Annotated in this window: 22 protein-coding genes; 12 read left to right on the top strand and 10 right to left on the bottom strand. The window is 62.3% G+C overall.

Annotation, left to right across the window (positions count from 1 at the left end; genetic code table 11):
- Positions 1-145: 145 nt before the first annotated feature.
- Complete coding sequence (locus tag FBX99_RS28325; protein ID WP_145133749.1) at positions 146-874, top strand: dienelactone hydrolase family protein; 729 nt, start codon at positions 146-148, stop codon at positions 872-874.
- 143 nt (positions 875-1,017) lie between these two features.
- On the opposite strand, the gene FBX99_RS28320 is transcribed toward FBX99_RS28325, so the two are convergent.
- Positions 1,018-1,878 carry a pirin family protein gene (locus tag FBX99_RS28320; protein ID WP_145133747.1) on the bottom strand — a complete coding sequence of 287 codons (861 nt, stop codon included), beginning with the start codon at positions 1,876-1,878 and terminating at the stop codon, positions 1,018-1,020.
- Between the two features lie 179 nt (positions 1,879-2,057).
- On the opposite strand from FBX99_RS28320, the gene FBX99_RS28315 reads away from it, so the two are divergent.
- Positions 2,058-3,011, top strand: a complete 954-nt coding sequence (locus FBX99_RS28315; protein WP_371923902.1) for an amidohydrolase family protein — start codon at positions 2,058-2,060, stop codon at positions 3,009-3,011.
- Between the two features lie 155 nt (positions 3,012-3,166).
- Here the strand turns inward: FBX99_RS28315 and fabB are convergent, their stop codons facing one another.
- From fabB to FBX99_RS28290, 5 genes are all read right to left on the bottom strand, one after another.
- Positions 3,167-4,387, bottom strand: a complete 1,221-nt coding sequence (gene fabB, locus FBX99_RS28310) for a beta-ketoacyl-ACP synthase I (protein WP_144929583.1) — start codon at positions 4,385-4,387, stop codon at positions 3,167-3,169.
- Between the two features lie 11 nt (positions 4,388-4,398).
- Entirely contained in the window at positions 4,399-4,914 is a 516-nt protein-coding gene (gene fabA / locus FBX99_RS28305) for a 3-hydroxyacyl-[acyl-carrier-protein] dehydratase FabA (protein ID WP_047698989.1), read from the bottom strand.
- Between the two features lie 237 nt (positions 4,915-5,151).
- Positions 5,152-7,053, bottom strand: a complete 1,902-nt coding sequence (locus FBX99_RS28300; protein WP_144929582.1) for an ATP-binding protein — start codon at positions 7,051-7,053, stop codon at positions 5,152-5,154.
- On the bottom strand, positions 7,050-7,982 hold the full coding sequence (locus FBX99_RS28295) for an ABC transporter substrate-binding protein (protein WP_144929581.1): 933 nt from the start codon (positions 7,980-7,982) through the stop codon (positions 7,050-7,052). The genes FBX99_RS28300 and FBX99_RS28295 overlap by 4 nt, the downstream gene beginning before the upstream one ends.
- The gene (locus FBX99_RS28290) at positions 7,983-10,106 is read right to left on the bottom strand and encodes a TonB-dependent siderophore receptor (RefSeq protein WP_145133743.1); all 2,124 of its coding nucleotides are present in this window, start codon (positions 10,104-10,106) and stop codon (positions 7,983-7,985) included. It lies immediately after the preceding gene.
- A 199-nt stretch (positions 10,107-10,305) separates the two neighbouring features.
- On the opposite strand from FBX99_RS28290, the gene FBX99_RS28285 reads away from it, so the two are divergent.
- From FBX99_RS28285 to FBX99_RS28250, 8 genes are all read left to right on the top strand, one after another.
- Positions 10,306-11,331, top strand: a complete 1,026-nt coding sequence (locus tag FBX99_RS28285) for an NAD(P)H-dependent glycerol-3-phosphate dehydrogenase (RefSeq protein WP_144929579.1) — start codon at positions 10,306-10,308, stop codon at positions 11,329-11,331.
- 30 nt (positions 11,332-11,361) lie between these two features.
- Complete coding sequence (locus tag FBX99_RS28280; RefSeq protein WP_144929578.1) at positions 11,362-11,709, top strand: DUF4389 domain-containing protein; 348 nt, start codon at positions 11,362-11,364, stop codon at positions 11,707-11,709.
- Entirely contained in the window at positions 11,706-12,158 is a 453-nt protein-coding gene (locus FBX99_RS28275) for a histidine phosphatase family protein (RefSeq protein ID WP_144929577.1), read from the top strand. The genes FBX99_RS28280 and FBX99_RS28275 overlap by 4 nt, the downstream gene beginning before the upstream one ends.
- A gap of 133 nt (positions 12,159-12,291) precedes the next feature.
- Positions 12,292-12,735 carry a hotdog fold thioesterase gene (locus tag FBX99_RS28270; RefSeq protein ID WP_144929576.1) on the top strand — a complete coding sequence of 148 codons (444 nt, stop codon included), beginning with the start codon at positions 12,292-12,294 and terminating at the stop codon, positions 12,733-12,735.
- Between the two features lie 107 nt (positions 12,736-12,842).
- Positions 12,843-13,637 carry an alpha/beta fold hydrolase gene (locus tag FBX99_RS28265; protein WP_144929575.1) on the top strand — a complete coding sequence of 265 codons (795 nt, stop codon included), beginning with the start codon at positions 12,843-12,845 and terminating at the stop codon, positions 13,635-13,637.
- Complete coding sequence (locus tag FBX99_RS28260) at positions 13,634-14,485, top strand: alpha/beta hydrolase (protein WP_144929574.1); 852 nt, start codon at positions 13,634-13,636, stop codon at positions 14,483-14,485. Before FBX99_RS28265 ends, FBX99_RS28260 begins: the two co-directional genes overlap by 4 nt.
- 129 nt (positions 14,486-14,614) lie before the next feature.
- Positions 14,615-15,436 (top strand): DUF4892 domain-containing protein, encoded by an 822-nt coding sequence (locus tag FBX99_RS28255; RefSeq protein WP_144929573.1) that lies wholly within the window; start codon positions 14,615-14,617, stop codon positions 15,434-15,436.
- Between the two features lie 62 nt (positions 15,437-15,498).
- The gene (locus FBX99_RS28250) at positions 15,499-16,536 is read left to right on the top strand and encodes an AI-2E family transporter (RefSeq protein WP_144929572.1); all 1,038 of its coding nucleotides are present in this window, start codon (positions 15,499-15,501) and stop codon (positions 16,534-16,536) included.
- A 121-nt stretch (positions 16,537-16,657) separates the two neighbouring features.
- Here FBX99_RS28250 and xopAW read toward each other — a convergent pair whose 3' ends face one another.
- The 3 genes from xopAW to FBX99_RS28235 form a co-directional block, all read right to left on the bottom strand.
- Positions 16,658-17,449 carry a XopAW family type III secretion system calcium-binding effector gene (gene xopAW, locus FBX99_RS28245; protein ID WP_145133741.1) on the bottom strand — a complete coding sequence of 264 codons (792 nt, stop codon included), beginning with the start codon at positions 17,447-17,449 and terminating at the stop codon, positions 16,658-16,660.
- A gap of 162 nt (positions 17,450-17,611) precedes the next feature.
- Complete coding sequence (locus FBX99_RS28240) at positions 17,612-18,673, bottom strand: HAMP domain-containing sensor histidine kinase (protein ID WP_144929570.1); 1,062 nt, start codon at positions 18,671-18,673, stop codon at positions 17,612-17,614.
- Positions 18,673-19,431, bottom strand: coding sequence for a response regulator (locus FBX99_RS28235; RefSeq protein WP_144929569.1), 759 nt, complete (start codon positions 19,429-19,431; stop codon positions 18,673-18,675). Before FBX99_RS28235 ends, FBX99_RS28240 begins: the two co-directional genes overlap by 1 nt.
- Positions 19,432-19,722: 291 nt before the next feature.
- Here FBX99_RS28235 and pyrF point away from each other — a divergent pair, with 291 nt between their 5' ends.
- Positions 19,723-20,421 carry an orotidine-5'-phosphate decarboxylase gene (gene pyrF / locus FBX99_RS28230; protein ID WP_178112112.1) on the top strand — a complete coding sequence of 233 codons (699 nt, stop codon included), beginning with the start codon at positions 19,723-19,725 and terminating at the stop codon, positions 20,419-20,421.
- Positions 20,422-20,542: 121 nt separating this feature from the next.
- On the opposite strand, the gene FBX99_RS28220 is transcribed toward pyrF, so the two are convergent.
- Positions 20,543-21,547, bottom strand: a complete 1,005-nt coding sequence (locus FBX99_RS28220; protein WP_047699019.1) for an NADP-dependent oxidoreductase — start codon at positions 21,545-21,547, stop codon at positions 20,543-20,545.
- Positions 21,548-21,772: 225 nt separating this feature from the next.
- Between FBX99_RS28220 and FBX99_RS28215 the strand changes: the two genes are divergently transcribed.
- Positions 21,773-22,534 carry an SDR family oxidoreductase gene (locus FBX99_RS28215; protein ID WP_144929567.1) on the top strand — a complete coding sequence of 254 codons (762 nt, stop codon included), beginning with the start codon at positions 21,773-21,775 and terminating at the stop codon, positions 22,532-22,534.
- Positions 22,535-22,661 lie beyond the last annotated feature (127 nt).

Raw genomic sequence — 22,661 nt, 5'->3', positions numbered from 1 at the left:
CCGTCCAAGGCCAGGGCGGCCGAGGACAGTGAAGATTTCCAAAACTCGGTATCCGGTAGATCGTAAGGCCGCTCCGCTTAAGTGAACAGCATTACCGCTTCGGCGGGGTTTTTCATCTCTGGTATCCGTTGAAGAGGAGACAGTCATGAGTCAGATTACGGTTCGTTCAGTGATCTATCAGGTCGACGGTCAGACCTACGAAAGTCGCCTGGCCTTCGATGCCACCCGGCAGGGCCCGCGTCCGGGCTTGCTGATGGCGCCGAATTGGATGGGCGTAGGAGCGGGAGCCGAGGAGATCGCCAAGTCGGTGGCGGCCAAGGGGTATGTGGTGTTGATCGCCGACCTGTACGGCCAGACCGTGCGCCCGACCAATGCCGATGAGGCGGGGGCGGCGATGATGCCGCTCAAGAATGATCGGGCCCTGTTACGCAAGCGCATGCAGGCGGCACTGGAACAACTGCAGAGCCAGGGCGAAGCGCAGGTCGATGCGTCGAACCTGGCCACCTTCGGTTTCTGCTTCGGCGGTTGCTGTGCTCTGGAGCTGGCCCGCACGGGCGCGCCGTTGAAGGCCGCCATTTCGTTCCACGGCACCCTGGATACGCCGAATCCGGCGGATGCGCAAAACATCAAGGGCGCGGTGCTGGTGATGCATGGCGCTTCCGACCCGCTGGTGCCGAAAGAGCAACTGCCGGCTTTCGAGGCAGAAATGAACGCCGCCGGGATCGATTGGCAACTGCTGAGCTATGGTGGCGCGGTGCATTCGTTCACCGATCCCCACGCCAACGTGCCGGGCAAGATGATGTACAACGCCAAGGTGGCCGAGCGGGCGTTCAGGTCGATGCATAATTTGCTGGATGAAGTGTTCAAGGGCTGAGTCGGGTTCGATCTGATTTTTCTGTTGTTTGCCATGCCGCCATCGCGAGCAGGCTCGCTCCCACAGTGGACTGGGTGAACGACACCAATCCCCTGTGGGAGAGAGCCTGCTCGCGATGGCGGACTGCCAGATACTCTCTGGATTCAGGGCAATTCGATCCGCTCACTTTCCCCCGGTACGGTCGGCCAGTCTCCGGCCGCCCAGCGTCGGCGGGCTTCGTCGATCCGGGCTGGATCGCTGGAGACGAAATTCCAGTTCATCCGGCGCGGCCCGTCCAGCGGTGCGCCGCCGAACAGCACGGCATGGCAGTCGCTGCCGGCAAACAGCGTCATCGCTTCCCCGACCGGCAGTATCACCAGCGAATGGAGCTCCAGCGGCTCACCTTCCAACAGCGCCTCGCCGCTCAATAGGTACAGTGCCCGTTCTTCATGCTCAGTGGGAATCAGCAACGTCGTGGCGGTTTGCAGGTTTAGTTCGGCATAGAGCGTCGGAGACAGTACCGGCACTGGCGATTCCAGACAAAAGCCCGACCCGGCGATCATGCGAATAGTGACGCCCAGATTGTCGCTGACCGGCAGGGTGTGTGCCGGATGATGGCTGTAGTGCCCTGGCCCCTGTTCGTGGGATTGGGGCGAGGCCAGCCAGACTTGCAATCCGTGCATGCCGAAGTCGCTGCCCAATTGCGTTGCCGGTGTGCGCTCGACATGGGCAATGGCACTGCCGGCGGTCATCCAACTGACATCCCCGGCCTCGACCACCTGGTCCGAGCCCAGGCTGTCCTTGTGCTGGATTTTTCCCTCGAACAGGTAGGTGAGGGTGGAGAGTCCGATGTGGGGATGCTGGCGGATATTCATCCCTTTACCAGCCGGGTAAGTGGTCTGAAGCATGTGGTCAAAAAACACGAAAGGTCCCACGCTGCGGCATTTGGCGGACGGTAGCGGACGAAGAATCGGCTGGCCTTCGACATCTTCTGCGCGGGGGTGAATGGTCAGGGGCGTGGTCATGGTGTCTTCCAGATTGAACGACGGATGCGGCGAGCATAACCCGCCGTCAGGGGGGGTGGCACAGGTGTCTTGAACCCGAGCGGGACGGGCGGGGTCTATGCTGTTCATGGCCCTTGGAAATGACTCCCTTGACCCGTCTGATTCTCGCCTGGCTGCTGATCGCTTCGAGCGGCGCCGCCATGGCCCGCGAATATGCCTACAGCGATGCGCACCTGCATTACGTCGATTTCTTTCAGGAAACCGCCGGCATGCCCAGGTTGCTCCAGGCGATGCACGACAATCGCATCGAGCATGTGATGATCTCAGGCATCCCGGTCGCCAAGAAGTGGCACGAGGACGAACCCAAGCGCCCGCGTTATTACGCCGGTGACGATGCGGACGCCTATTGGTACAGCGCCACCGATGTGATTGTCGCGACGGCGGTGGGCAAGCTGACCACCGAACAACGCCGGCATTTTCATCCTTTCCTCTCGGGTTTCAACCCCAATGACAAGAACTCCGCTGCCCATGTCCAGCGCATGCTCGACCTGTACCCGGGGATGTGGCAGGGCATCGGTGAAGTCTTTACCCGCCACGATGACCTCACGGCGCTGACTTCGGGCGATACCCCGCGCGCCAACAACGAAGCCATGACGATGATCTATCACCTGGCGGCCGAACACGACCTGCCGGTAATGCTGCATTCCAACATCACCTCCAAGCGTGAGAAGAATCCGCTTTACCTGGCAGAAATCGAAGAGCCGTTGCGTAAGCATCCGCACACCCGTTTCATTTGGGCCCATGCCGGCACCAGCATGGAGATTCATCGGCATCAGACCCGGTTGGATTTCCTGTTGCCGACCCTGACCCGGATGCTCGAATCCTATCCCAATCTCTACATAGACTTATCCTGGAGCCTGCTCACGCCCTACTTGCTCGACGAAGCGGGCACGCCTCGGCAGGAGTGGGTAAGGCTGGTCGAGCGCTTCCCGGAGCGCTTCATGGTGGGGTCGGATGTGGTTGGACGTTTCAACAAGCTGGGGAAGGAGTTGCATGGCTTCGACCCGTTTCTGGATGCCTTGCCTGAGGACGTGGCGAGGAAAGTGGCGCGGGACAATTTCCTGGCGGTGTTGCCAACTGCGATCCGAGAGTAAAAGGTTTTGTGGCTATGGAAGCTCTGTGGCAGAGAGGGCCCTGTGGCGAGGGGATAAATCCCCTCGCCACAGGATGATAGCCACAGGGGGAAATGGCAGGCAAAAAACGCCCCGAACCAGTCGGGGCGTTTTCGTGTGCGGCGTAGCGGCGAGGCTTACTTGCCCTGCCAGCGCTTCAGTACCAGGGTGGCGTTGGTGCCGCCGAAGCCGAAGCTGTTGCTCATCACGGTGTTGATGGTGGCATTTTCGCGGGTCTTGGTCAGGATCGGCAGGTCGGCCACTTCCGGGTCCAGCTCGTCGATGTTGGCCGAGCCGGCGATGAAGTTGCCTTCCATCATCAGCATGCAGTAGATCGCTTCGTGAACGCCGGCGGCGCCCAGGGAGTGACCTGACAGGCTCTTGGTGGAGCTGATGGCCGGCGCCTTGTCGCCGAACACTTCGCGTACACCTTTTATTTCCGCGACGTCGCCGACCGGAGTAGAAGTGCCGTGGGTGTTCAGGTAGTCAATGGGCGTGTCGACGGTGGACATGGCCATCTGCATGCAGCGGATAGCACCTTCGCCGCTTGGGGCCACCATGTCGTAGCCGTCGGACGTGGCGCCGTAGCCGACGATTTCCGCGTAGATTTTTGCACCACGGGCCAGGGCATGTTCCAGCTCCTCGACCACCACCATGCCGCCACCACCGGCGATGACGAAACCGTCACGGTCGGCATCGTAGGCGCGGGAGGCTTTTTCCGGTGTTTCGTTGCGCTTGCTGGACAGGGCGCCCATGGCGTCGAACAGGAACGACTGGCTCCAATGTTCTTCTTCACCGCCGCCGGCGAATACGATGTCCTGTTTGCCCATCTGGATCTGTTCCATGGCGGTACCGATGCAGTGGGCACTGGTGGCGCAGGCAGAAGCGATGGAGTAGTTCAGGCCCTTGATCTTGAAAGGCGTGGCCAGGCAGGCGGAAACGGTGCTGCTCATGGTCCGGGTGACGCGATACGGACCGACGCGCTTGACGCCTTTCTCGCGCAGGATGTCCAGCGCTTCCATCTGGTTCAAGGTCGAGGCGCCACCGGAACCTGCGATCAGGCCGGTGCGCGGGTTGGACACCTGCTCTTCGGTCAGGCCGGAGTCGGCGATGGCGTCCTTCATGGCCAGGTAGGCGTAAGCCGCGGCATGGCCGACAAAACGGTAGATCTTGCGATCGATCAGTTCTTCGAGGTTCAGGTCAATGGAGCCGGAAACCTGGCTACGCAGACCCATTTCGGCGTATTCCGGGTTGAACCGGATGCCAGGGCGACTTGCACGCAGGTTAGCGGAGACGGTCTCTTTGTCATTGCCCAGGCAAGAAACGATGCCCAGACCAGTGATAACGACGCGGCGCATGCGGATAACCCTTAGAAGTTGTCAGTGGAGGTGAAAACGCCGACCCGAAGGCCCTCGGCGGTGTAGATCTCGCGACCGTCGACACTCACCGAACCGTCGGCAATGGCCATGTTCAGCTTGCCCTTGAGGACGCGTTTGATATGGATGTTATAGGTGATTTTCTTCGCGGTCGGGAGGACCTGACCGAAGAACTTCACTTCGCCCGAACCCAAGGCGCGACCGCGACCCGGCAGGCCCTGCCAGCCGAGGAAAAAACCGACCAGTTGCCACATGGCATCCAGGCCCAGGCAGCCCGGCATGACCGGATCGCCTTCGAAATGGCAGGCGAAGAACCACAGGTCCGGATTGATATCCAGCTCGGCGACCAATTCACCTTTGCCGTACTTGCCACCCTCTTCGCTGATATGGGTGATGCGATCCACCATCAGCATGTTCGGGGCGGGCAGTTGCGCGTTACCTGGGCCGAACAGCTCACCGCGACTGCAGCGCAGCAGATCTTCCCGGGTAAAGGCGTTTTGTTTGGTCATGCGAGCTCCTCAATAGTCCCATGCGGCAGGGTTGGGCGAATCTTCCCGACCGACCGAAGCGGTCATGCCTCGAATCGACAGCCTACTCATAGACTATTGCGTTGTAGTGAAAGTCACAGCGCACGGGAAAATGAATGTACACCTGTGCACTGAAATTTTTATCCGAGCCTCAATCAAGGCTCGTTCGGGTGCCTAAGACTGCCGCACTTTCGCCTTTCACGCCAGCTACACAGCCTATTAATGCACCCAGCGCTGCAGAATATGCTGCAGATCAACCCTTTTGAACGGCTTTGCGAGGTAATCGTTCATACCCGCCGCCAGGCAGGCTTCGCGATCGCCCTGCAAGGCATTGGCCGTCAGGGCGACGATAGGCACCTCACTGCAACCTGGCAACTGGCGGATCCGCCGCGTGGCCTCATAGCCATCGACCACGGGCAAGCGGCAATCCATGAGGATCAATTCGAACATCAGGCTTTCAGCACTGCGGATGGCCTGGGCGCCATCGGCGGCGATGCTGACGGTAAAGCCCAGGCTGCGCAACATGGCTTCGATCACGGTCTGGTTGACCGGGTTGTCCTCCACCAGCAACACGTTGCGGCCTTCGCCACTTTCGTTGCCGTTGGACAACCGCGGCGTCATCTCCGCCGGGCTCTGTGTGGACAGCGCCAGCGGAATTTCCAGGGTAAACACCGAGCCCTGGCCTTCTTCGCTCTGGGCCCGCAGGGTGCCGCCCATGCGTTCGGCCAGGGTGCGCGCGATGGGCAGGCCCAGACCGGTGCCGCCGTAGCGGCGGGAAATCGAACTATCGGCCTGCTGGAACGCGTCGAACATGCGTTCCAGGCTTTCGGGCGAAATACCGATGCCGCTGTCGCGCACCGTGCAGGTGAACCACAGCAATTCGTGGTCCAGGGCTTGCCACTGGCATTGCACGGTGACACGTCCCTGCTCGGTGAACTTCAGTGCGTTGCCGATCAGGTTCACCAGGATCTGCCGGATCCGCGTTGGATCGCCTTGCACTTGCAGGCCCTTCATGTCGTCGGGGATCAACAGATCCAGGCCCAGCTTGCGTTGGGCGGCGCTGTGCTGGAACGACTGGGCGCAACTGCCCACCAGCTCGGTCAGGTTGAATGGGATATGTTCCAGTTCCAGGGCCGAGCGTTCGATGCGCGAGAAATCGAGGATATCGTTGATCACCTTGAGCAGGTGTTCGGTGGATTCCGAGGCCAGCGCCGTGTACTCGTGCTGCTCATCGGTCATCCGGGTGGTTTCCAGGAGTTGCAGCATCCCCAGCACACCGTTCATGGGCGTGCGCAATTCATGGCTCATCATGGCCAGGAATTCGGATTTTGCGCTGTTGGCCTTTTCCGCTTCTTCCCGGGTCTTGATCAATTGCGCCATGGCCTGATGTTGTTCCCGACTGGCTTGGTCCAGGCCGTCGGCCAGGTTGTTGATGTGCCGCGACAAGGCCCCCAGCTCGGCGTCGTCCACGATAGGCAACGGCTTGCTGTAGTCGCCTTGCTGAATGGCCTTGACGGCGTTGCCGATGTCGCGGATCGGCCGGGACAGGTCAGAGGCCAGGCGACGAGCTACCAGGAAGGTGAACAGCAGGGCAAACAACGCCAGGATCGCGGCCTTGAACAGGATTTCCTGCTGCCGCTGGCTGAAGGCGTCATTGGACATGCCGACGATCACCCGGCCCAGGTAATCTTCGCCGGGTGCCTCGATGGGCGTGCTGTTGCCCTGCAGGAAATCGTTGTTCAGGGTGATGCGCTGCAGGCGAACCGGCGCCTGGAACATTTCGATCTGCTGGGAATGAACACGATCCTGCGCCGGCTGCTCGACGTGCACCAACACCCGATGCGTGCGGTCCTGCACTTCCAGAAAACGTACGTGGGGCGTGGCCAGGGTGGCGGTGAGCAGGCTTTCCAGCACATCGTTGTTGCCGGAAATCACCCCGTACTCGGTGGCTGGCGCCAGTTGGTTGGCGATCAGTTGCCCGGTGTGATTGAGTTCCTGGCGCAAGTCCTGGATTCGCACGAAGGTGAAGAAGCTGATCAACAGCACGGTCAGCAACAGCGCCGGGCCAAGGGCGATGAGCTGGGTGCGTGTATTGATATCCCAACGGCGACGCAAGGTCATGGGCGGTGTTCTCCTTCGGCCAATTGCATAGCGACGGATGCGGCGTCAATCGGTTCGAGCCCCAGGGAGCGGGTGACTTGCCGGTTGTCCAGGACTTTGAAGCGGGCCGGATACAGCGCGCGGGGCCAGGTGGCGACGGGACGGTCGAGCAGATCGTCGAGAATCGCCAGCCAGTCTTCCTGGTCGCTGTAGGTGCTGGCCAGGCTGCCGGCCTTGACGAACGCCGCGCTCGGCCCGATCAGCGCGCGTTGCCGGGCGTAGCTGCTGAGCAACAGGTTCTTCACCGTCTTGGGGTTGTACAGATCGGGGTCGTCGAGGCCCAGCAATACATCGCTCTGGCCCAGCAGGCTTTGCAGGGGACGGCTGTCGCTGGTGTCTTCCCAGCGCTCGGTGACGATCTCCAGGTCCAACGGTGCGGCAGCCTGGCGGATCTCCTTGAGCAGAAACTCACTGTGCCCGTCGTACAACACCCCGACCTGGCGCGCTTGCGGGAAGATCATGCGGATCAGGCGCAGTTGTCGCGCGACCGGCGGGTCGCTCCACAGCAGGCTCAAGTGAGCGGGGATCGCATCGCCCAGGCGGTCCCGGGCTTGCAAGCGGCTGATCCGCAGCACCAGCGTGGCCGGCCCCTGGGATTCCTGCAGGCGCCAGTCGAGGCTGGGCAGGTCCAGCAGGATCAGTCGGGTGTTGGCTGGCAACTTGTCCGGTGCCGGCAGACTCGCCAACGGGGCGAAGCGCACATCGTCTTCGGGGCGCAGGGCCTTCAGGGCCTGGGTAAAGGACTGTACGCCGGGGCTGTCCTGGGCACCGGTCAACAGGATGTCGGCGGCGCGGGCCTCGAACGTTGCCAGCAGGCCGGCCAACACCAGGCACAGGGCCAGCGGCAGGTGGCCGCGAAACGGCCTCTTGCGCGGTTGGCTCCGCGGCATCTAGAAGGACAACTCCGCGCTGAAGTACATGACATGCCGGGAGTCGTAGCGGTTGTCGACGAAGGTGGTGGGCTGATTGTCGAGGCGCTGTTGCAAGACACCCGCCAGCTCCAGGCTGGCTTTGCCCAGGGGGATGCGCCGGGCAAGGCGGGTATCGACCCGTTCGAAGCGGTAGCCGTTGAGAGCATCGGCGGCGTAATAGAACACCGAGCTGTTCCAGCCCTGACCCCAGTCCCGCAGCCAGCCGGCCGAACCACTGTTGCGGGCGGTCAGTTGTTCATCGAGGGGGGCACTGGCCAGGGCATCGACATAGGCATAAGTCATGCGCAGGCGGTCGGCGTTGGTCAGGCGCCAGTCGAGTTGGGTTTCGGCGCCGGAAAACTGCGATTCATTGGCGTTGCTGGCGATGTACTGATTGTTGCGCAGCGGTTCGCTGATCATGCCGGTGATTTCGTCATGAAACAGCCTGACGTCAACCGTCAGGCCCAGGTCCATGAAGTAACCGTTGTAGCCCAGTTCCCGGGAGCGCATGTGCTCCTGGTCGAGGTTCCCCGGGCCGCGGGTCTGGACGAAGTAACGCGCGCTGTTTCGGCCAAAGGCGGCGGGTCGCAGGTTCGTGACCTGATAGCTCCAGTTGACGTTGTTCTCGAACATGTCCGGTGAGCGTACCGCTTCGGAGTACACCGCCCGCAAGCCATGCCGAGGCGTGATCAGGTAGTTGACCGCCACCCGCGGCGTCAGCGAACTGCCGGTCAGGCGGGTGTCCTCGAACATCGCGCCGCCCTGCAACAGCCAGTGTTCGGTGGCCCGCCATTCGAACTGGCCAAACAGTCGCCAGGTGGTGTCATCCAGGGTGCCGTTGAAGTACGTCTCGGAGTCGGCCCGGTCATAGCGATAGTTCGCCCCGGTCACCAGCCGCAGGCTGTCGGACAGGCTGAGGGTGTCCTGGATTTCCAGGTCATAGCGCGATTCCCGGGCACTCTGGTCGATGTCGCCGCACACGGTTCGCGAGGCGCCGTTGCGCCATTGGTCGAGCACCTGGTTGGCCAGCGCCTGTTCCTGCGCCGTACCGGGGGGAGCACCGATGCTGGTGAAGCCGGGCATGTTGCGCGCGAGTTTCTCGGCGTAGTTCGGATTGAGCAGCCACAGGTCGGTCAGTTGCGGGCTGAAGGACACCTCGGCATCGCAGGCGCGCCAGGTCTGCTGGCGATCCCAGTGCTGGATCGAACCCTGCACATACAGGCTGTGGTTGGGGTTGAGGTCCAGGTTCCAGCGCGCCGAACCGGCATAGTCCTTGGCGATGACGTCGGAGTTATCCCCAGCGGCGGTAATCCCGGCAAACACCGGGCGGTAGGTATAAGGCCGCTGGTTGGTCCCGTCCTTGGCATTCAACTGCCAGTCGATGCTCTGTTGTTCGTTCAGTGTCTGGCTGACCGACAGGTTGATGCGGTTCAAGCGGCGGCTGTCGCGGTAGTCGGCGCCGTTGCGGTCGCTGTCGAAGCCGTCGTCTTCCTGGCCGGACAAGGAAAGCCGCAGATCACCACCCTCCCAGCCGGTGCCCTGGCTGGCGTACCAGTCGCTGATACCGCGCTGGCCCCGGGTGATTTTTACCCGCGTGCCGTGGCTGTTGGCCGGTGCCCGGGTGATGATATTGACCACTGCCATCAACGCGTTGGCGCCATAGCTGACGGTGTTGGGCCCGCGGAAGACTTCGATTCGCTCGATGTCCTCCATGTCCACCGAAATGTCGCTCCAGTCCACGGTGGCGAGGCCGGCGCGATACACCGAGTGGCCGTCGATCAGCACCTGCATGCGGCGGGCTTCGCTGGCGTTGGTGCCGTGATAGTTCACGGTGGGCTGATTGCCGCTGAGGTTGCCGACCATCATGCCGGGTACCAGGCGCAGCAGCTCGCTGATGTCCCGGGCGCCGCTGGCCTTGATCAGCTCGCTGTCCAGTACGGTCATGCTGCCCGGCACCGCCGCCGGCGATTGCTTCAGGCGCGTGGCGGTCAGGACCTGGGGCAGGGGCTGGCTGTCGACGAACAAGTCATCGGCCCACACTGGCGGGCTGACGAGCAGCGCCAATAGCAGTGACGAACCTGAGCGGGAGGGGCCAACGGTCACGGCGGAGCCTTTGATAACAGAACGATGGCGGGCATGTTAACTGAGCTGAGAGACTTTTCCAGTTGCGGTGACAGCATTTTCCGAACAACTGATGGTCAGCTTCCTACAGTTGCAGGTAATTAATGGCGGGGCTAGTCGCGATCTGGACGCTCCGTATAATGCCCGGCATCGCCACTTGGTATGGATGAACGGATTGCATATGACTGAACAGCGCCCGATTGCGGTCCTGGGAGGCGGGAGTTTCGGCACCGCCGTGGCTAACCTGCTGGCCGAGAATGGCCACCCGGTGCGCCAATGGATGCGCGACCCGGAGCAGGCCGAGGCCATCCGGGTCAACCGCGAGAACCCGCGTTACCTCAAGGGCATCAAGATCCGTCCGGAAGTGGAGCCGATAACCGACCTGCCGGCCACTCTCCAGGGCAGCGACCTGTTTTTCGTCGCCTTGCCGTCAAGCGCCTTGCGTTCGGTGCTGGCGCCCCACGCCGAAAGCCTGAGCGGCAAGCTCCTGGTCAGCCTGACCAAGGGCATCGAAGCCCAGACCTTCAAGCTGATGAGCGAGATTCTTGAAGATATCGCGCCCAAAGCGCGGATAGGGGTGATTTCCGGGCCGAACCTGGCGCGGGAAATCGCCGAGCACGCTCTGACCGCCACCGTGGTGGCCAGTGAAGACGAAGAACTGTGCCAGCGCGTCCAGGCCGCACTCCATGGTCGCACCTTCCGGGTCTATGCCAGTGCCGACCGTTTCGGCGTGGAGCTGGGCGGGGCGCTGAAGAATGTCTATGCGATCATCTCCGGCATGGCGGTGGCGCTGGGCATGGGCGAGAACACCAAGAGCATGCTGATCACCCGGGCCCTGGCGGAAATGACGCGGTTTGCCGTCAGCCAGGGCGCCAATCCGATGACCTTTCTCGGGTTGGCCGGGGTGGGTGACCTCATCGTTACCTGTTCCTCGCCCAAGAGCCGCAATTACCAGGTCGGTTTCGCCCTCGGCCAGGGCTTGAGCCTGGATGAGGCCGTGTCGCGCCTGGGCGAAGTGGCAGAAGGAGTAAACACCCTGAAGGTGCTCAAGGCCAGGTCCCAGGAAGCCGGGGTCTATATGCCGCTGGTCGCGGGGCTGCACGCGATTCTGTTCGAAGGGCGCACGCTGGAGCAGGTGATCGAACTGTTGATGCGTGGTGAACCGAAGACCGACGTCGATTTCATTTCCACCAGTGGCTTCAACTGAGCCGCTGTCGATGACAAGCAGGAGTGAGCTATGAACGATCCGAAGGGCCAGGCCCAATACGAGTCCATCCTGTTGCGGGTGTTGTGGATGGTGGTCTATCTGCTGGTCTGGCAAGTGGCGCAATTCATCCTTGGCGCCGTGGTGCTGGTGCAATTGATCTATCGGCTGATCTACGGCGCACCCGGCGCCAGCCTGATGAACTTCGGCGACAGCCTCAGCCAGTTCCTGGCGCAGATCGGCCGTTTCGGCACCTTCCACAGCGACCAGAAACCCTGGCCGTTCGCTGACTGGCCGAGCCCGCGTGCACCGGAAGGCGAAGCGCCTCATGTCGTGACGCCGGCCCCGCATCCTGTTCATGATGAGGAACCCAAGCTATGAAAGTGTGGGTACTGCGCCATGGAGAAGCCGAGCCATACGGTGCCCGCCCCGATCCCGAACGGGCGTTGACGGTTCACGGGCGTGAAGAAGTCCTGCGCAGTGCCGCCGAACTGATCGGTCGACCCCTGACGGCCATCTATGCCAGTCCTTATCTGCGTGCCCAGCAGACTGCGCACCTGGTGCGCGAGGCCTTGGGTTTCGAACCGGAACTGATCACGGTCGACTGGCTCAAGCCGGAAACCCGGCCACAAACAGTCCTGGAACATCTGGCGGACCGGGATGATGTGCTGCTGGTCAGCCATAATCCGCTGGTGGGCAGCCTGTTGGGCCTGGCGCAACACGGCCATCTGCAACAACCCGAGCAGGTGAAGACGGCTGGCCTGGCAGAGCTGGAAGGTGACCTGCCGTTGGCCGGGGCGATGCGGCTCAAGGGCCTTCGGCATCCATGAAAAAGACCGGGCCTTGCTGCCAGTCAAGCTACACGACCTGTGGGAGCGAGCCTGCTCGCTCCCACAGAAATATCGCTTGATCGTTGATTGGCATCAGGGCCTTGTTCCCACATAAACATAAGGAAGGGCAACGATGAGTCTGTGGCGCACCACACCCAACATCGAACAACTGAACGCTGCCGCTAAAAACACCATCAGCGAGGTGCTGGATATTCGTTTCGAGTCGTTCGACGACGAATCCCTGACCGCCAGCATGGTGGTCGATCACCGCACCCACCAGCCGTTCGGCCTGTTGCATGGTGGCGCTTCGGTGGTCCTGGCCGAAACGGTCGGTTCCATGGCCGCCTATCTGTGCGTGGACACCAGCAAGTTCTATTGCGTGGGCCTGGAAATCAATGCCAACCACCTGCGCGGTGTGCGCAGCGGACGGGTGACGGCTACGGCCAGGATGATCCATCTGGGCCGTACCACCCAGGTCTGGGACATCCGCCTGAGCAACGACGAGGGCAAGGTCAACTGCGTGTCGCGCCTGACCATGGCGGTGGTGCCGCTGGGCGAGCAACCGCCGGCGCGCTGAGTCCAATAGCCCGAGCCAGACTGTCATCATTCCTGTCAGTTACGGTCATTGCCGCGCCATCGGCATCTGCGGACAATCTGCCCAGTTCCCCCAATGGATCGGCTGTCATGTCGCAACAGGTGTTTTTCGCTCACGCCAATGGTTTTCCCTCGGCCACCTACGGCAAGCTGTTTGCCGCGCTGGCGCCGCAGTATCAGGTCTCGCATCTGGAGCTGCACGGTCATGACCCGCGTTTTCCAGTGGACGATAATTGGCACAACCTGGTGGACGAGTTGATTCATCACCTGGAACAACAGCCAGGACCGGTATGGGGTGTCGGTCATTCCCTGGGCGGCGTGCTGCATCTGCACGCGGCGTTGCGCTGCCCGCGGCTGTATCGTGGTGTGGTCATGCTCGATTCGCCGGTCCTGACCCGCGCGGATCGCTGGGTGATCCTGGCCGCCAAGCGCCTGGGCTTCATCGATCGCCTGACCCCGGCCGGCCGGACCCTGGGCCGGCGCGAGGAGTTCGAGGACCTGGAAGCGGCCCGGCAGTATTTTTCCGGCAAGACGCTGTTTCGCGGTTTCGACCCGGATTGCTTCGACGCCTATCTGCAACATGGCCTGCAACAAGTCGGTGACCGCCTGCGACTGCGCTTCGATCCAGCCACGGAAATCAGCATCTACCGCGGCGTGCCGCACACCAGTCCTGGTCGGCCCCGTACGCTCAAGTTGCCCTTGGCGGTGGTGCGAGGTCGGCAAAGTCGCGTGGTGATGCGTCATCACGCCCGTTCGGTGGGCAGCATGCCTCTGGGCGAGTCCTTGAGCATGCCCGGCGGGCATATGTTTCCTTTGGAGCACCCTCTGGACACGGCCGATCTGCTCAAGGGGCTGTTTCAGCGTTGGCAAGGGCGCAGCGCATGAACGGAGTTGAAGAAGTCCGCCTGAGCTTGCCCCACATCGAACTGGCAGCCCACCTTTTCGGACCGGAAGATGGCCGGCCGGTGATCGCCTTGCATGGCTGGCTGGACAATGCCAACAGTTTCGCCCGCCTGGCCCCTCGGCTCGAAGGCTTGCGGATCATTGCCCTGGATATGGCGGGTCATGGTCATTCGGGGCATCGGCCGGCCGGTGCCGGCTACGCCCTGTGGGACTATGCCCATGATGTGCTGCAGGTGGCCGAACAACTGGGCCTGCAACGTTTCGCACTGCTGGGGCATTCCCTGGGCGCCATCGTGTCGCTGGTGTTGGCCGGGTCCCTGCCGGAGCGGGTGACGCACCTGGGGCTGATCGACGGCATCATTCCCCCGACTGCCCAGGGCGATAATGCGGCCGAACGCATGGGCATGGCCCTGCAGGCGCAGCTCGATCTGCAGAAAAAGACCAAGCCGGTCTACACCACCCTCGACCGAGCCATCGAAGCGCGCATGAAAGGGCTGGTGGCGGTCAGCCGCGAGGCCGCCGAACTGCTCGCCCAGCGAGGCCTGATGCCGGTGCCGGGAGGCTACACCTGGCGCACCGACAATCGCTTGACCTTGCCCTCGCCGCTGCGCCTGACCGATGAACAGGCCATGGCCTTCGTGGCGCGGGTCGGTTGCCCCGCCCATCTGATCGTCGCAGCCGAGGGCATGCTGGCCCGGCACGCCGAATTGCTGGAGCGTCTACCCTTCAGTCACGAACAATTGCCCGGCGGTCATCATTTGCATCTGAACGACGAGGCCGGTGCCGTGCTTGTAGCAGACTGTTTCAATCGGTTCTTCAGCGCTTCTTGACTTGCGTCGGGCAACTGTCGAGGCTGGGCGGATTGAAAGGGAGACCACCATGACAGAGTTCTGCTTATCCGCCTTGTGGCGCAGGGATGACGCCGGTTTCGTCCACCGGCGCCAGGCCAAGTCGATCCGATGAAACCATTCGTTCATTCACTCGCCTGGTTGGCGCTGGCCTGCATCAGCCCGGCATCATTCGCCGTCGATGTGCCCGGCAGCCGGGATCTGGAGCGCGTACCGCGCCTGCCCGACACGCAGATTGTCGATTACCGGCAAGCCAGGGACGTCGAGCGCATCTATCCCCTGGGCTCGATTCGCAAGATCAGCGGCCAGTTGCGTTTCGACGGGCAGGTCGATGGCCGTGGCGCCGTCACGTCGGTGACCTATGAGCTGCCGCCGGAACATTCCGCCACCCAGGCCTTTACTGCCGCTCGAGAAGCCTTGCAACAGCAAGGTGCCGAGTTGTTGTACTGGTGCCAGGCCCGTGATTGCGGCGAAAGCAGTCTCTGGGCCAACGAAGTATTCGGCAACGCCAAGCTCTACGGGGCCGACAACGGTCAGGCCTATCTGCTGCTGCGCCTGGCGCCGCCGACGGACAACACCTTGATTGCGCTGTACGGCATCACCCGCGGCAATCGCAAGGCTTACCTGCATGTCGAGCAGTTCGAGGCAAGCGCTCCCCTGGGGGATTTGTTGCCGACTTCCGCCACGCTGCTGCGCCAGCTCAAGGACACCGGCGTGCTGGATCTGCCACGTCTTGTCGGCGAGCCGGACGAGACCTGGCTACGCCTGCTGGCCCGGGCGTTGAACCTGGACACCGGCCTGCGGGTCAGCCTCGCCGGTCCCGAGGCCGAAGCCTGGCGCCAGGCACTGGCGGGGCAGGGAGTGCGTGAGGCGCGGATGGAGGCGGCCGGTGGCGGCAATACAGCGGGTCTTCACCTTGAGTTGCTGCGCTAATCTGTGACGGACAGCGGACGATGCGCCGCTGTCCCGGTCCTGTTCATTCTTCGAGACTTTCCATGCTCAATAACGATCGGCTGTTGGTGCAGATCCTGCTCCTGGTGTTGTTCGGTGCAAGCCTGTGGGTCATGGCACCGTTCTGGTCGGCGCTGTTCTGGGGGGCGGTGCTGGCCTTCGCCAGCTGGCCGCTGATGCGCCTGCTGACCCGCTGGGTCAATGGTCGCGAATCCCTCGCGGCGGCGGTGCTGACGGTGGGTTGGATGCTGTTGGTGGCGGTGCCTCTGGTGTGGTTGGGTTTCAACCTGGCCGATCATGTACGCGATGCCACAGCGTTCATCAGGGACGTGCAGGTCGACGGCCTGCCCGATGCCCCGGCCTGGCTGGGCGGCTTGCCGCTGGTGGGCGGGCGGCTGGTCGCTATCTGGAACAGCATCGACCAGCAGGGTGCGGCGATGATGGTGTCCATCAAGCCCTACCTGGGACAGGTCGGCAACTGGCTGCTGGCCCGCAGCAAACAGATCGGTGGCGGCATGCTCGAACTGACCCTGAGCATCGTGTTCGTGTTCTTTTTCTATCGCGACGGACCGCGTCTGGCGACGTTTGTCCACGGGCTGCTCGAACGCCTGATCGGCGACCGTGCCGGTTACTACATCGAACTGGTGGCCGGTACGGTGCAACGGGTGGTCAACGGCGTGATCGGTACCGCCGCCGCCCAGGCCTTGCTGGCACTGATCGGCTTTCTGATCGCCGGCGTACCGGGCGCGCTGGTACTGGGCATCGCCACCTTCCTGCTCAGCCTGATTCCCATGGGGCCGCCGCTGGTCTGGATCCCCGCAACGGCCTGGCTGGTGTGGAAGGGCGAATACGGGATGGCAGTGTTCCTCGGCATCTGGGGCACGTTCATCATCAGCGGCGTGGACAACGTGCTCAAACCCTACTTGATCAGCCGTGGTGGAAACCTGCCCTTGGTCATTGTCTTGCTGGGGGTGTTCGGAGGGTTGATCGCTTTCGGTTTCATCGGCCTGTTCATCGGTCCCACGCTGCTGGCGGTGGCATACAGCCTGCTGACGGATTGGAGCAAGAGCCAGGCTCGGTAATGCTGTAAGGGTAATTAAGTGTGGTGGAGGGCTTCATCTGTGGCGAGGGGATCAATCCCCTCGCCACAAGTGTGATCCTGATCAATGAGCCTGGCGCTTGTGGGGCCAGGCTCTCAGGGCATCAGGTCGCCACGTTCAGATGTTTCCCAACGCTCGCCACGTTATCCGGCGAATACTGCCGACTCAGGTTGGCAATCATTCTGTTCAGCGCTTCGCTGACCCTGGACTGGTCGGTAGAGCTGTCGCTGTCGAGTACCTTCATCAGCATGGCACTGGTGTCGGTACTCGTGGTGGAGTTGTCGCTGGACGGCAAGGCGCTGGTCAGTTCGCTGGCGGTGACGCTGCCGTCGCCATCGGCGTCGAGCTGGCTGAACAGTTCCTCACTGGAGGCCTGCTGAGGTGGTAGTGGTGGTGGCGGTGGAGCAAGGCTGGCGGCGAGTTCGTCGAGGCTGACGGTGCCGTCCTCATTCTTGTCCAGGGCCGAGAACACTAGGGTGCTGTCGGCACTGCTGCCGGCACTGGAAAGGCCGCTGCTCAACTCGTCGCTGCTGACCGAGCCGTCACCGTCGGAGTCCAGGACGCTGAGCAGCGCATCGGCCAGTTCGGTGTTCGGTGGCTGGTCACCGGGCGGTGGCGGCGGCGGGGTCATTGCGGCCATTTCGTCGATGCTCAGGTCACCGCTGCTGTCGCTGTCCAGGTCAGTGAAGTTTTTGCTCAGGCTGACCAGGATACCGTCGTCGCTTTTCTGCGACAGGGCCGTGCTCAGTTCGTCCTGGTCGAGCGAGCCATTGCCGTTACTGTCGAGCTTGCCGAGCAATTCCTTCTGGAACTGTTGGCTGCGGGCACTGTTGGTCGCGGTGCTGTTGATACTGGTGTACGTCGAGTAGCTGCTACTGCTGACGCTGCCGATCATGGGCGCTCTCCTTGGGGTGAAGTAGCCGGTGGGTGCACCGGCTTATGCAGCCTCGGCGGGGCAGTTGTCGTGGGTATGTGGGGTTTGTACCGGGGAGAGTACAAAACCCTGGCTCATCCGGGGTCCCTGTGGGAGCGAGCAGGGGGCTGTGCACGCAGGGATTCAGGTACGCGGCAATCGAATGACCGCGGTCAACCCGCCGCCCGGGGTTTCTTCCAGGCTCAATTGCCCGCCCAGGCGTTCCGCGGCTTCCCGGGCGATGGTCATGCCCAGGCCGACGCCGCCGGAGTTGCGGTTGCGTGAGCCTTCCAGGCGATAGAACGGTTCGAACACCGCTTCGCGTTTGTCTTCGGCGATACCGGGACCGTGGTCGATGACCCGGATCAGCACCTGGAAGTCCTGATCCTCCAACACGATCGAAGCGTGTCCGGCGTAGCGCAAGGCGTTGTCCATGAGGTTGTTGATGCACGAACGCAGCGCCATCGGTTGCACCTGCAAAGGCGCGCAGGAACCGCTGGATTGCACGTCGGCGCCCTGGTCCTGGGCATTTTCGCTCAGGGATTCCACCAGGGCCTGCACGTCCATCCATTGCAGTACCTCGCTGGTGCGCTGTTCGTGCAGGTAGGTGAGAGTAGCGTCGAGCATGCCGATCATGTCGTCCAGGTCCTGGCACATCTGGCCTTGCAGCTTGACGTCGTCGATCTGTTCCAGGCGCAGCTTCAGCCGTGACAGCGGGGTGCGTAGGTCGTGGGACACCGCTCCAAGCATGCGTGAGCGCTGCTGGACCTGTTCACGAATGCGCTTTTGCATCAGGTTGAACGTATGGGCGGCCTGCCGGGCTTCCCGTGGCCCGGTTTCGTCCAGCGGTGGGCTGTCGAGGTCTTCGCTCAGGCGTTCGGCGGCATCGCTCAGGCGCTGGATTGGCCGGGTCAGGAGTTTGGCGCCATACCAGGCCGCGATGATCAGGCATATGAACTGGAACGTCAGTGGTACCACCGGGCCACCGAACCAGGGGCGGGAACGAGGCTCGGGGGGCGGAGCGAAAGGGGGGGAGGCAAAGGGCGGTGGTTCGTCACCGTGCCGGGAAAACTCCGGGGGAGGGCCGGGAGGCGGCGGTTGGTCGTAATGGATGAACCAGGCGAAGGCCAACAGATGGGCCAGGACGATCGCCAGCAACAGCACGCCAAACAGGCGGCCGAACAGCGAGTCGAGGCGCAATCGCATCAGCCGATGTCCCGCGCGTCGAACAGGTAGCCTTCACCGCGCACGGTCTTGATCAAATGCGGGGCCTTGGGGTCGTCACCCAGTTTCTGGCGCAGGCGCGAGACCAGCAGGTCGATACTGCGGTCGAACGCCTCGATGGAGCGTCCACGGGCGGCGTCCAGCAGTTGTTCGCGGCTGAGCACCCGACGCGGTCGTTCGATGAACACCCACAGCAACCGGAACTCGGCATTGGACAACGGTACGACCAGCCCAGCGGCGGAGATCAATTGACGTAGAACGCTGTTGAGTCGCCAGTTATCGAAGCGGACGTTGGCGCGCTGCTCGGTGCGGTCGTCACGCACCCGGCGCAGGATCGTCTGGATTCGCGCCACCAGCTCCCTGGGTTCGAAAGGCTTGGCCATGTAATCGTCGGCACCCAATTCCAGGCCGATGATACGGTCGGTGGGTTCGTAGCGGGCGGTGAGCATCAGGATCGGAATATCCGATTCGGCGCGCAACCAGCGACACAACTGCAAGCCGTCTTCATCCGGTAGCATCAGGTCGAGCACGATCACGTCGAAATGCTCGGCCTGCATGGCCTGGCGCATGCCGGCGCCATTGGTTACACCGCTGGCGCGAATGTTGAAGCGGGCCAGGTAATCGATCAACAGCTCGCGGATTGGCAAATCGTCATCGACGATCAGCGCACGGATGCTCCAGCGTTTGTCATCGCTTGAGGCCGGCTGGCCGTCAGCATTTGCAACAGGGGTGTTCTGCATGGGTGCATCATCTGCCAGGTAAGCTGCCAACCGCGAAAAAGGCGGCGAGGTTGTGGCTCCAGCATAGGCTTCGGGCCGCAGGGCGGGAAGGGCTGGAAGGACGGGGTGTGGCGGCGGATGGTAATGGGCTGGCGTATTGCCTGGGTGTCCTGAATGTATCGGTATGGACACAAAATGCATTGTTGTCCATGTTCAGCGGGGCGCGATGATGATTTAGCGATCATCGGGTCCCCCACGGGCGCTGGTTCCGCTACAATGCGCGCCGATTTCGACTTGCCTGAGAGCCCACTCATGTCCGCCTGCCAGACGCCTATCATCGTCGCCCTGGATTTCCCTACCCGTGACGCCGCCCTGAAGCTGGCCGACCAGTTGGACCCCAAGCTCTGCCGGGTCAAAGTCGGCAAGGAACTGTTCACCAGCTGCGCGTCGGAGATCGTCGGCACCCTGCGTGAAAAGGGGTTCGAAGTGTTTCTCGACCTGAAATTCCACGATATCCCCAACACTACCGCCATGGCCGTCAAGGCGGCCGCGGAAATGGGTGTGTGGATGGTCAATGTGCACTGTTCCGGAGGCCTGCGCATGATGGCGGCCTGCCGGGAAGTGCTGGATCAGCGCAGCGGCCCGAAACCGTTGCTGATCGGCGTGACCGTGCTGACCAGCATGGAGCGTGAGGATCTGGCGGGTATCGGCCTGGACATCGAGCCTCAGGAGCAGGTGTTGCGCTTGGCCGCGCTGGCCGAGAAGGCCGGTATGGACGGCCTGGTCTGCTCGGCCCTTGAAGCCAACGCACTGAAGACGGCGCACCCGTCGCTGCAGTTGGTCACCCCGGGTATCCGTCCGGCGGGCAGCGCCCAGGACGATCAACGCCGGATCCTGACCCCGCGCCAGGCACTGGACGCCGGTTCCGATTACCTGGTAATCGGCCGTCCGATCAGCCAAGCGGCAGATCCAGCCAAGGCGCTGGCAGCGGTCGTGGCCGAACTGGCCTGAGCAAACACTGCAACATCCCATGTGGGAGCGGGCTTGCTCGCGAATGCGGCAGATCAGTCGACTCAATTGTTGAATGACGCACCGCTTTCGCGAGCAAGCCCGCTCCCACAAGTGCTATGTGTCAGACCTTGAGCACGAGTTTCCCGAAGTTCTCCCCGCTGAACAATTTGGTCAGCGTCTCGGGGAACGTCTCCAGCCCTTCGACGATGTCTTCCTTGCTCTTGAGCTGCCCCTTGGCCATCCAGCCGGCCATTTCCTGGCCGGCGGCGGCGAACTGCGCGGCGTAATCCATGACCACGAACCCTTCCATGCGTGCACGGTTGACCAGCAGAGACAGATAGTTGGCGGGGCCTTTCACCGCTTCCTTGTTGTTGTATTGGCTGATGGCACCGCAAATCACCACGCGGGCCTTGAGGTTCAAGCGGCTGAGCACGGCATCCAGGATGTCGCCGCCGACGTTGTCGAAATACACGTCAACGCCTTTGGGGCATTCGCGTTTGAGGCCGGCCTGGACATCTTCGCTCTTGTAGTCGATGGCACCGTCGAAGCCCAGTTCTTCGATCAGGAACTTGCATTTGTCGGCCCCACCGGCGATACCCACCACGCGACAGCCTTTGATCTTGGCAATCTGCCCGGCGATGCTGCCCACCGCGCCGGCGGCACCTGACAGCACCACGGTTTCACCAGCCTTGGGGGCGCCGACGTCTAGCAGCGCGAAGTAAGCGGTCATGCCCGTCATGCCCAGGGCGGATAAATAACGCGGCAGCGGCGCCAGTTTCGGATCGACCTTGTAGAAACCTCTTGGCTCGCCAAGGAAATAATCCTGCACACCCAGTGCACCATTGACGTAGTCCCCGACCGCAAACCCTGGGTTGTTCGAGGCAATCACCTGGCCCACGCCCAACGCACGCATCACTTCACCGATGCCCACTGGCGCGATATAGGACTTGCCCTCGTTCATCCAGCCGCGCATAGCCGGATCCAGGGACAAGTACTCGTTCTTCACCAGGATCTGACCGGCCGCCGGTTCGCCGACCGGTACTTGCTGATAAGTGAAGGTCTCGCGGGTCGCGGCGCCCACCGGGCGTTTGGCGAGCAGGAACTGGCGATTGGTCTGGGCAGTCATGGTGGGTACTCGAGATGAAATGAAGCTTTGTTGATAGCCCTTCGAGACGCTTGTCGCAAGGTTTGCCGGCGTAGCGAATGCAGGTCGATACAACCCGGTGATAATGCCGCCGGGGCTGTTATCACTGATGTCGATGGATGCTCAACCGGGATCTGGATAGTGCTGCTGCGCCAGGCCGGGCTGTGCCTACACTGGCGCCACCCTGCATCCTTCAAGGAACTGACAATGAGCATGACGTTTTCCGGACAAGTCGCCGTAGTCACCGGTGCCGCCGCGGGCATCGGCCGCGCCACCGCCCGTGCGTTCGCCACGGAAGGCCTGAAGGTCGTGGTGGCCGACCTGGACGTGACGGGGGGAGAGGGCACGGTACAGTTGATTCGCGAAGCCGGCGGCGAAGCGGTGTTCGTGCGCTGCAACGTGACACTGGAAAGCGACGTGCAGAACCTGATGAATGAAGTGATCGCGACCTATGGTCGTCTCGATTACGCCTTCAACAATGCCGGGATCGAGATCGAGAAGGGCAAGCTGGCCGACGGCAGCCTCGATGAGTTCGATGCGATCATGGGTGTCAACGTGAAGGGTGTCTGGCTGTGCATGAAATATCAGTTGCCGCTGCTGTTGGCCCAGGGTGGCGGTGCCATCGTCAATACCGCCTCGGTGGCAGGCCTGGGCGCGGCGCCGAAAATGAGCATCTATGCCGCCTCCAAGCATGCCGTAATCGGCCTGACCAAGTCGGCCGCCATCGAATACGCCAAGAAGAAGATTCGCGTGAACGCGGTCTGCCCGGCAGTGATCGATACTGACATGTTCCGTCGTGCCTACGAGTCTGATCCGAAGAAGGGCGAATTCGCCAACGCCATGCACCCGGTAGGACGTATCGGCAAGGTCGAGGAAATCGCCAGCGCCGTGCTGTACTTGTGCTGCGACGGCGCGGCGTTCACCACCGGCCATTCACTGGCGGTGGATGGCGGTGTCACGGCCTTCTAAAGGAAGTGCATTGTAGGAAAGAGCCCGCGCCTGTCGCGTAATGCTGTTCACTTAAGCGGAGCGGCCTTACGATCTACCGGATACCGAGTTTTGGAAATCTTCACTGTCCTCGGCCGCCCTGGCCTTG

Origin of the sequence: Pseudomonas sp. SJZ074 (genome assembly GCF_007828215.1) — a bacterium.
Classification (GTDB): Bacteria; Pseudomonadota; Gammaproteobacteria; order Pseudomonadales; family Pseudomonadaceae; genus Aquipseudomonas.
This window is presented reverse-complemented; position numbering and strand designations above follow the sequence as displayed.

Bases quoted from the DNA above. Each gene is read 5' to 3' on its own strand.
- FBX99_RS28325 (WP_145133749.1), top strand. From the start codon at position 146: ATGAGTCAGATTACGGTTCGTTCAGTGATCTATCAGGTCGACGGTCAG.
- FBX99_RS28260 (WP_144929574.1), top strand. From the start codon at position 13,634: ATGAACGGAGTTGAAGAAGTCCGCCTGAGCTTGCCCCACATCGAACTG.
- FBX99_RS28250 (WP_144929572.1), top strand. From the start codon at position 15,499: ATGCTCAATAACGATCGGCTGTTGGTGCAGATCCTGCTCCTGGTGTTG.
- fabA (WP_047698989.1), bottom strand. From the start codon at position 4,914: ATGACCAAACAAAACGCCTTTACCCGGGAAGATCTGCTGCGCTGCAGT.
- FBX99_RS28235 (WP_144929569.1), bottom strand. From the start codon at position 19,431: ATGCAGAACACCCCTGTTGCAAATGCTGACGGCCAGCCGGCCTCAAGC.
- FBX99_RS28315 (WP_371923902.1), top strand. From the start codon at position 2,058: ATGGCCCGCGAATATGCCTACAGCGATGCGCACCTGCATTACGTCGAT.
- FBX99_RS28280 (WP_144929578.1), top strand. From the start codon at position 11,362: ATGAACGATCCGAAGGGCCAGGCCCAATACGAGTCCATCCTGTTGCGG.
- xopAW (WP_145133741.1), bottom strand. From the start codon at position 17,449: ATGATCGGCAGCGTCAGCAGTAGCAGCTACTCGACGTACACCAGTATC.
- FBX99_RS28265 (WP_144929575.1), top strand. From the start codon at position 12,843: ATGTCGCAACAGGTGTTTTTCGCTCACGCCAATGGTTTTCCCTCGGCC.
- pyrF (WP_178112112.1), top strand. From the start codon at position 19,723: ATGTCCGCCTGCCAGACGCCTATCATCGTCGCCCTGGATTTCCCTACC.
- fabB (WP_144929583.1), bottom strand. From the start codon at position 4,387: ATGCGCCGCGTCGTTATCACTGGTCTGGGCATCGTTTCTTGCCTGGGC.
- FBX99_RS28295 (WP_144929581.1), bottom strand. From the start codon at position 7,982: ATGCCGCGGAGCCAACCGCGCAAGAGGCCGTTTCGCGGCCACCTGCCG.
- FBX99_RS28240 (WP_144929570.1), bottom strand. From the start codon at position 18,673: ATGCGATTGCGCCTCGACTCGCTGTTCGGCCGCCTGTTTGGCGTGCTG.
- FBX99_RS28285 (WP_144929579.1), top strand. From the start codon at position 10,306: ATGACTGAACAGCGCCCGATTGCGGTCCTGGGAGGCGGGAGTTTCGGC.
- FBX99_RS28215 (WP_144929567.1), top strand. From the start codon at position 21,773: ATGAGCATGACGTTTTCCGGACAAGTCGCCGTAGTCACCGGTGCCGCC.
- FBX99_RS28320 (WP_145133747.1), bottom strand. From the start codon at position 1,878: ATGACCACGCCCCTGACCATTCACCCCCGCGCAGAAGATGTCGAAGGC.
- FBX99_RS28220 (WP_047699019.1), bottom strand. From the start codon at position 21,547: ATGACTGCCCAGACCAATCGCCAGTTCCTGCTCGCCAAACGCCCGGTG.
- FBX99_RS28275 (WP_144929577.1), top strand. From the start codon at position 11,706: ATGAAAGTGTGGGTACTGCGCCATGGAGAAGCCGAGCCATACGGTGCC.
- FBX99_RS28270 (WP_144929576.1), top strand. From the start codon at position 12,292: ATGAGTCTGTGGCGCACCACACCCAACATCGAACAACTGAACGCTGCC.
- FBX99_RS28255 (WP_144929573.1), top strand. From the start codon at position 14,615: ATGAAACCATTCGTTCATTCACTCGCCTGGTTGGCGCTGGCCTGCATC.
- FBX99_RS28300 (WP_144929582.1), bottom strand. From the start codon at position 7,053: ATGACCTTGCGTCGCCGTTGGGATATCAATACACGCACCCAGCTCATC.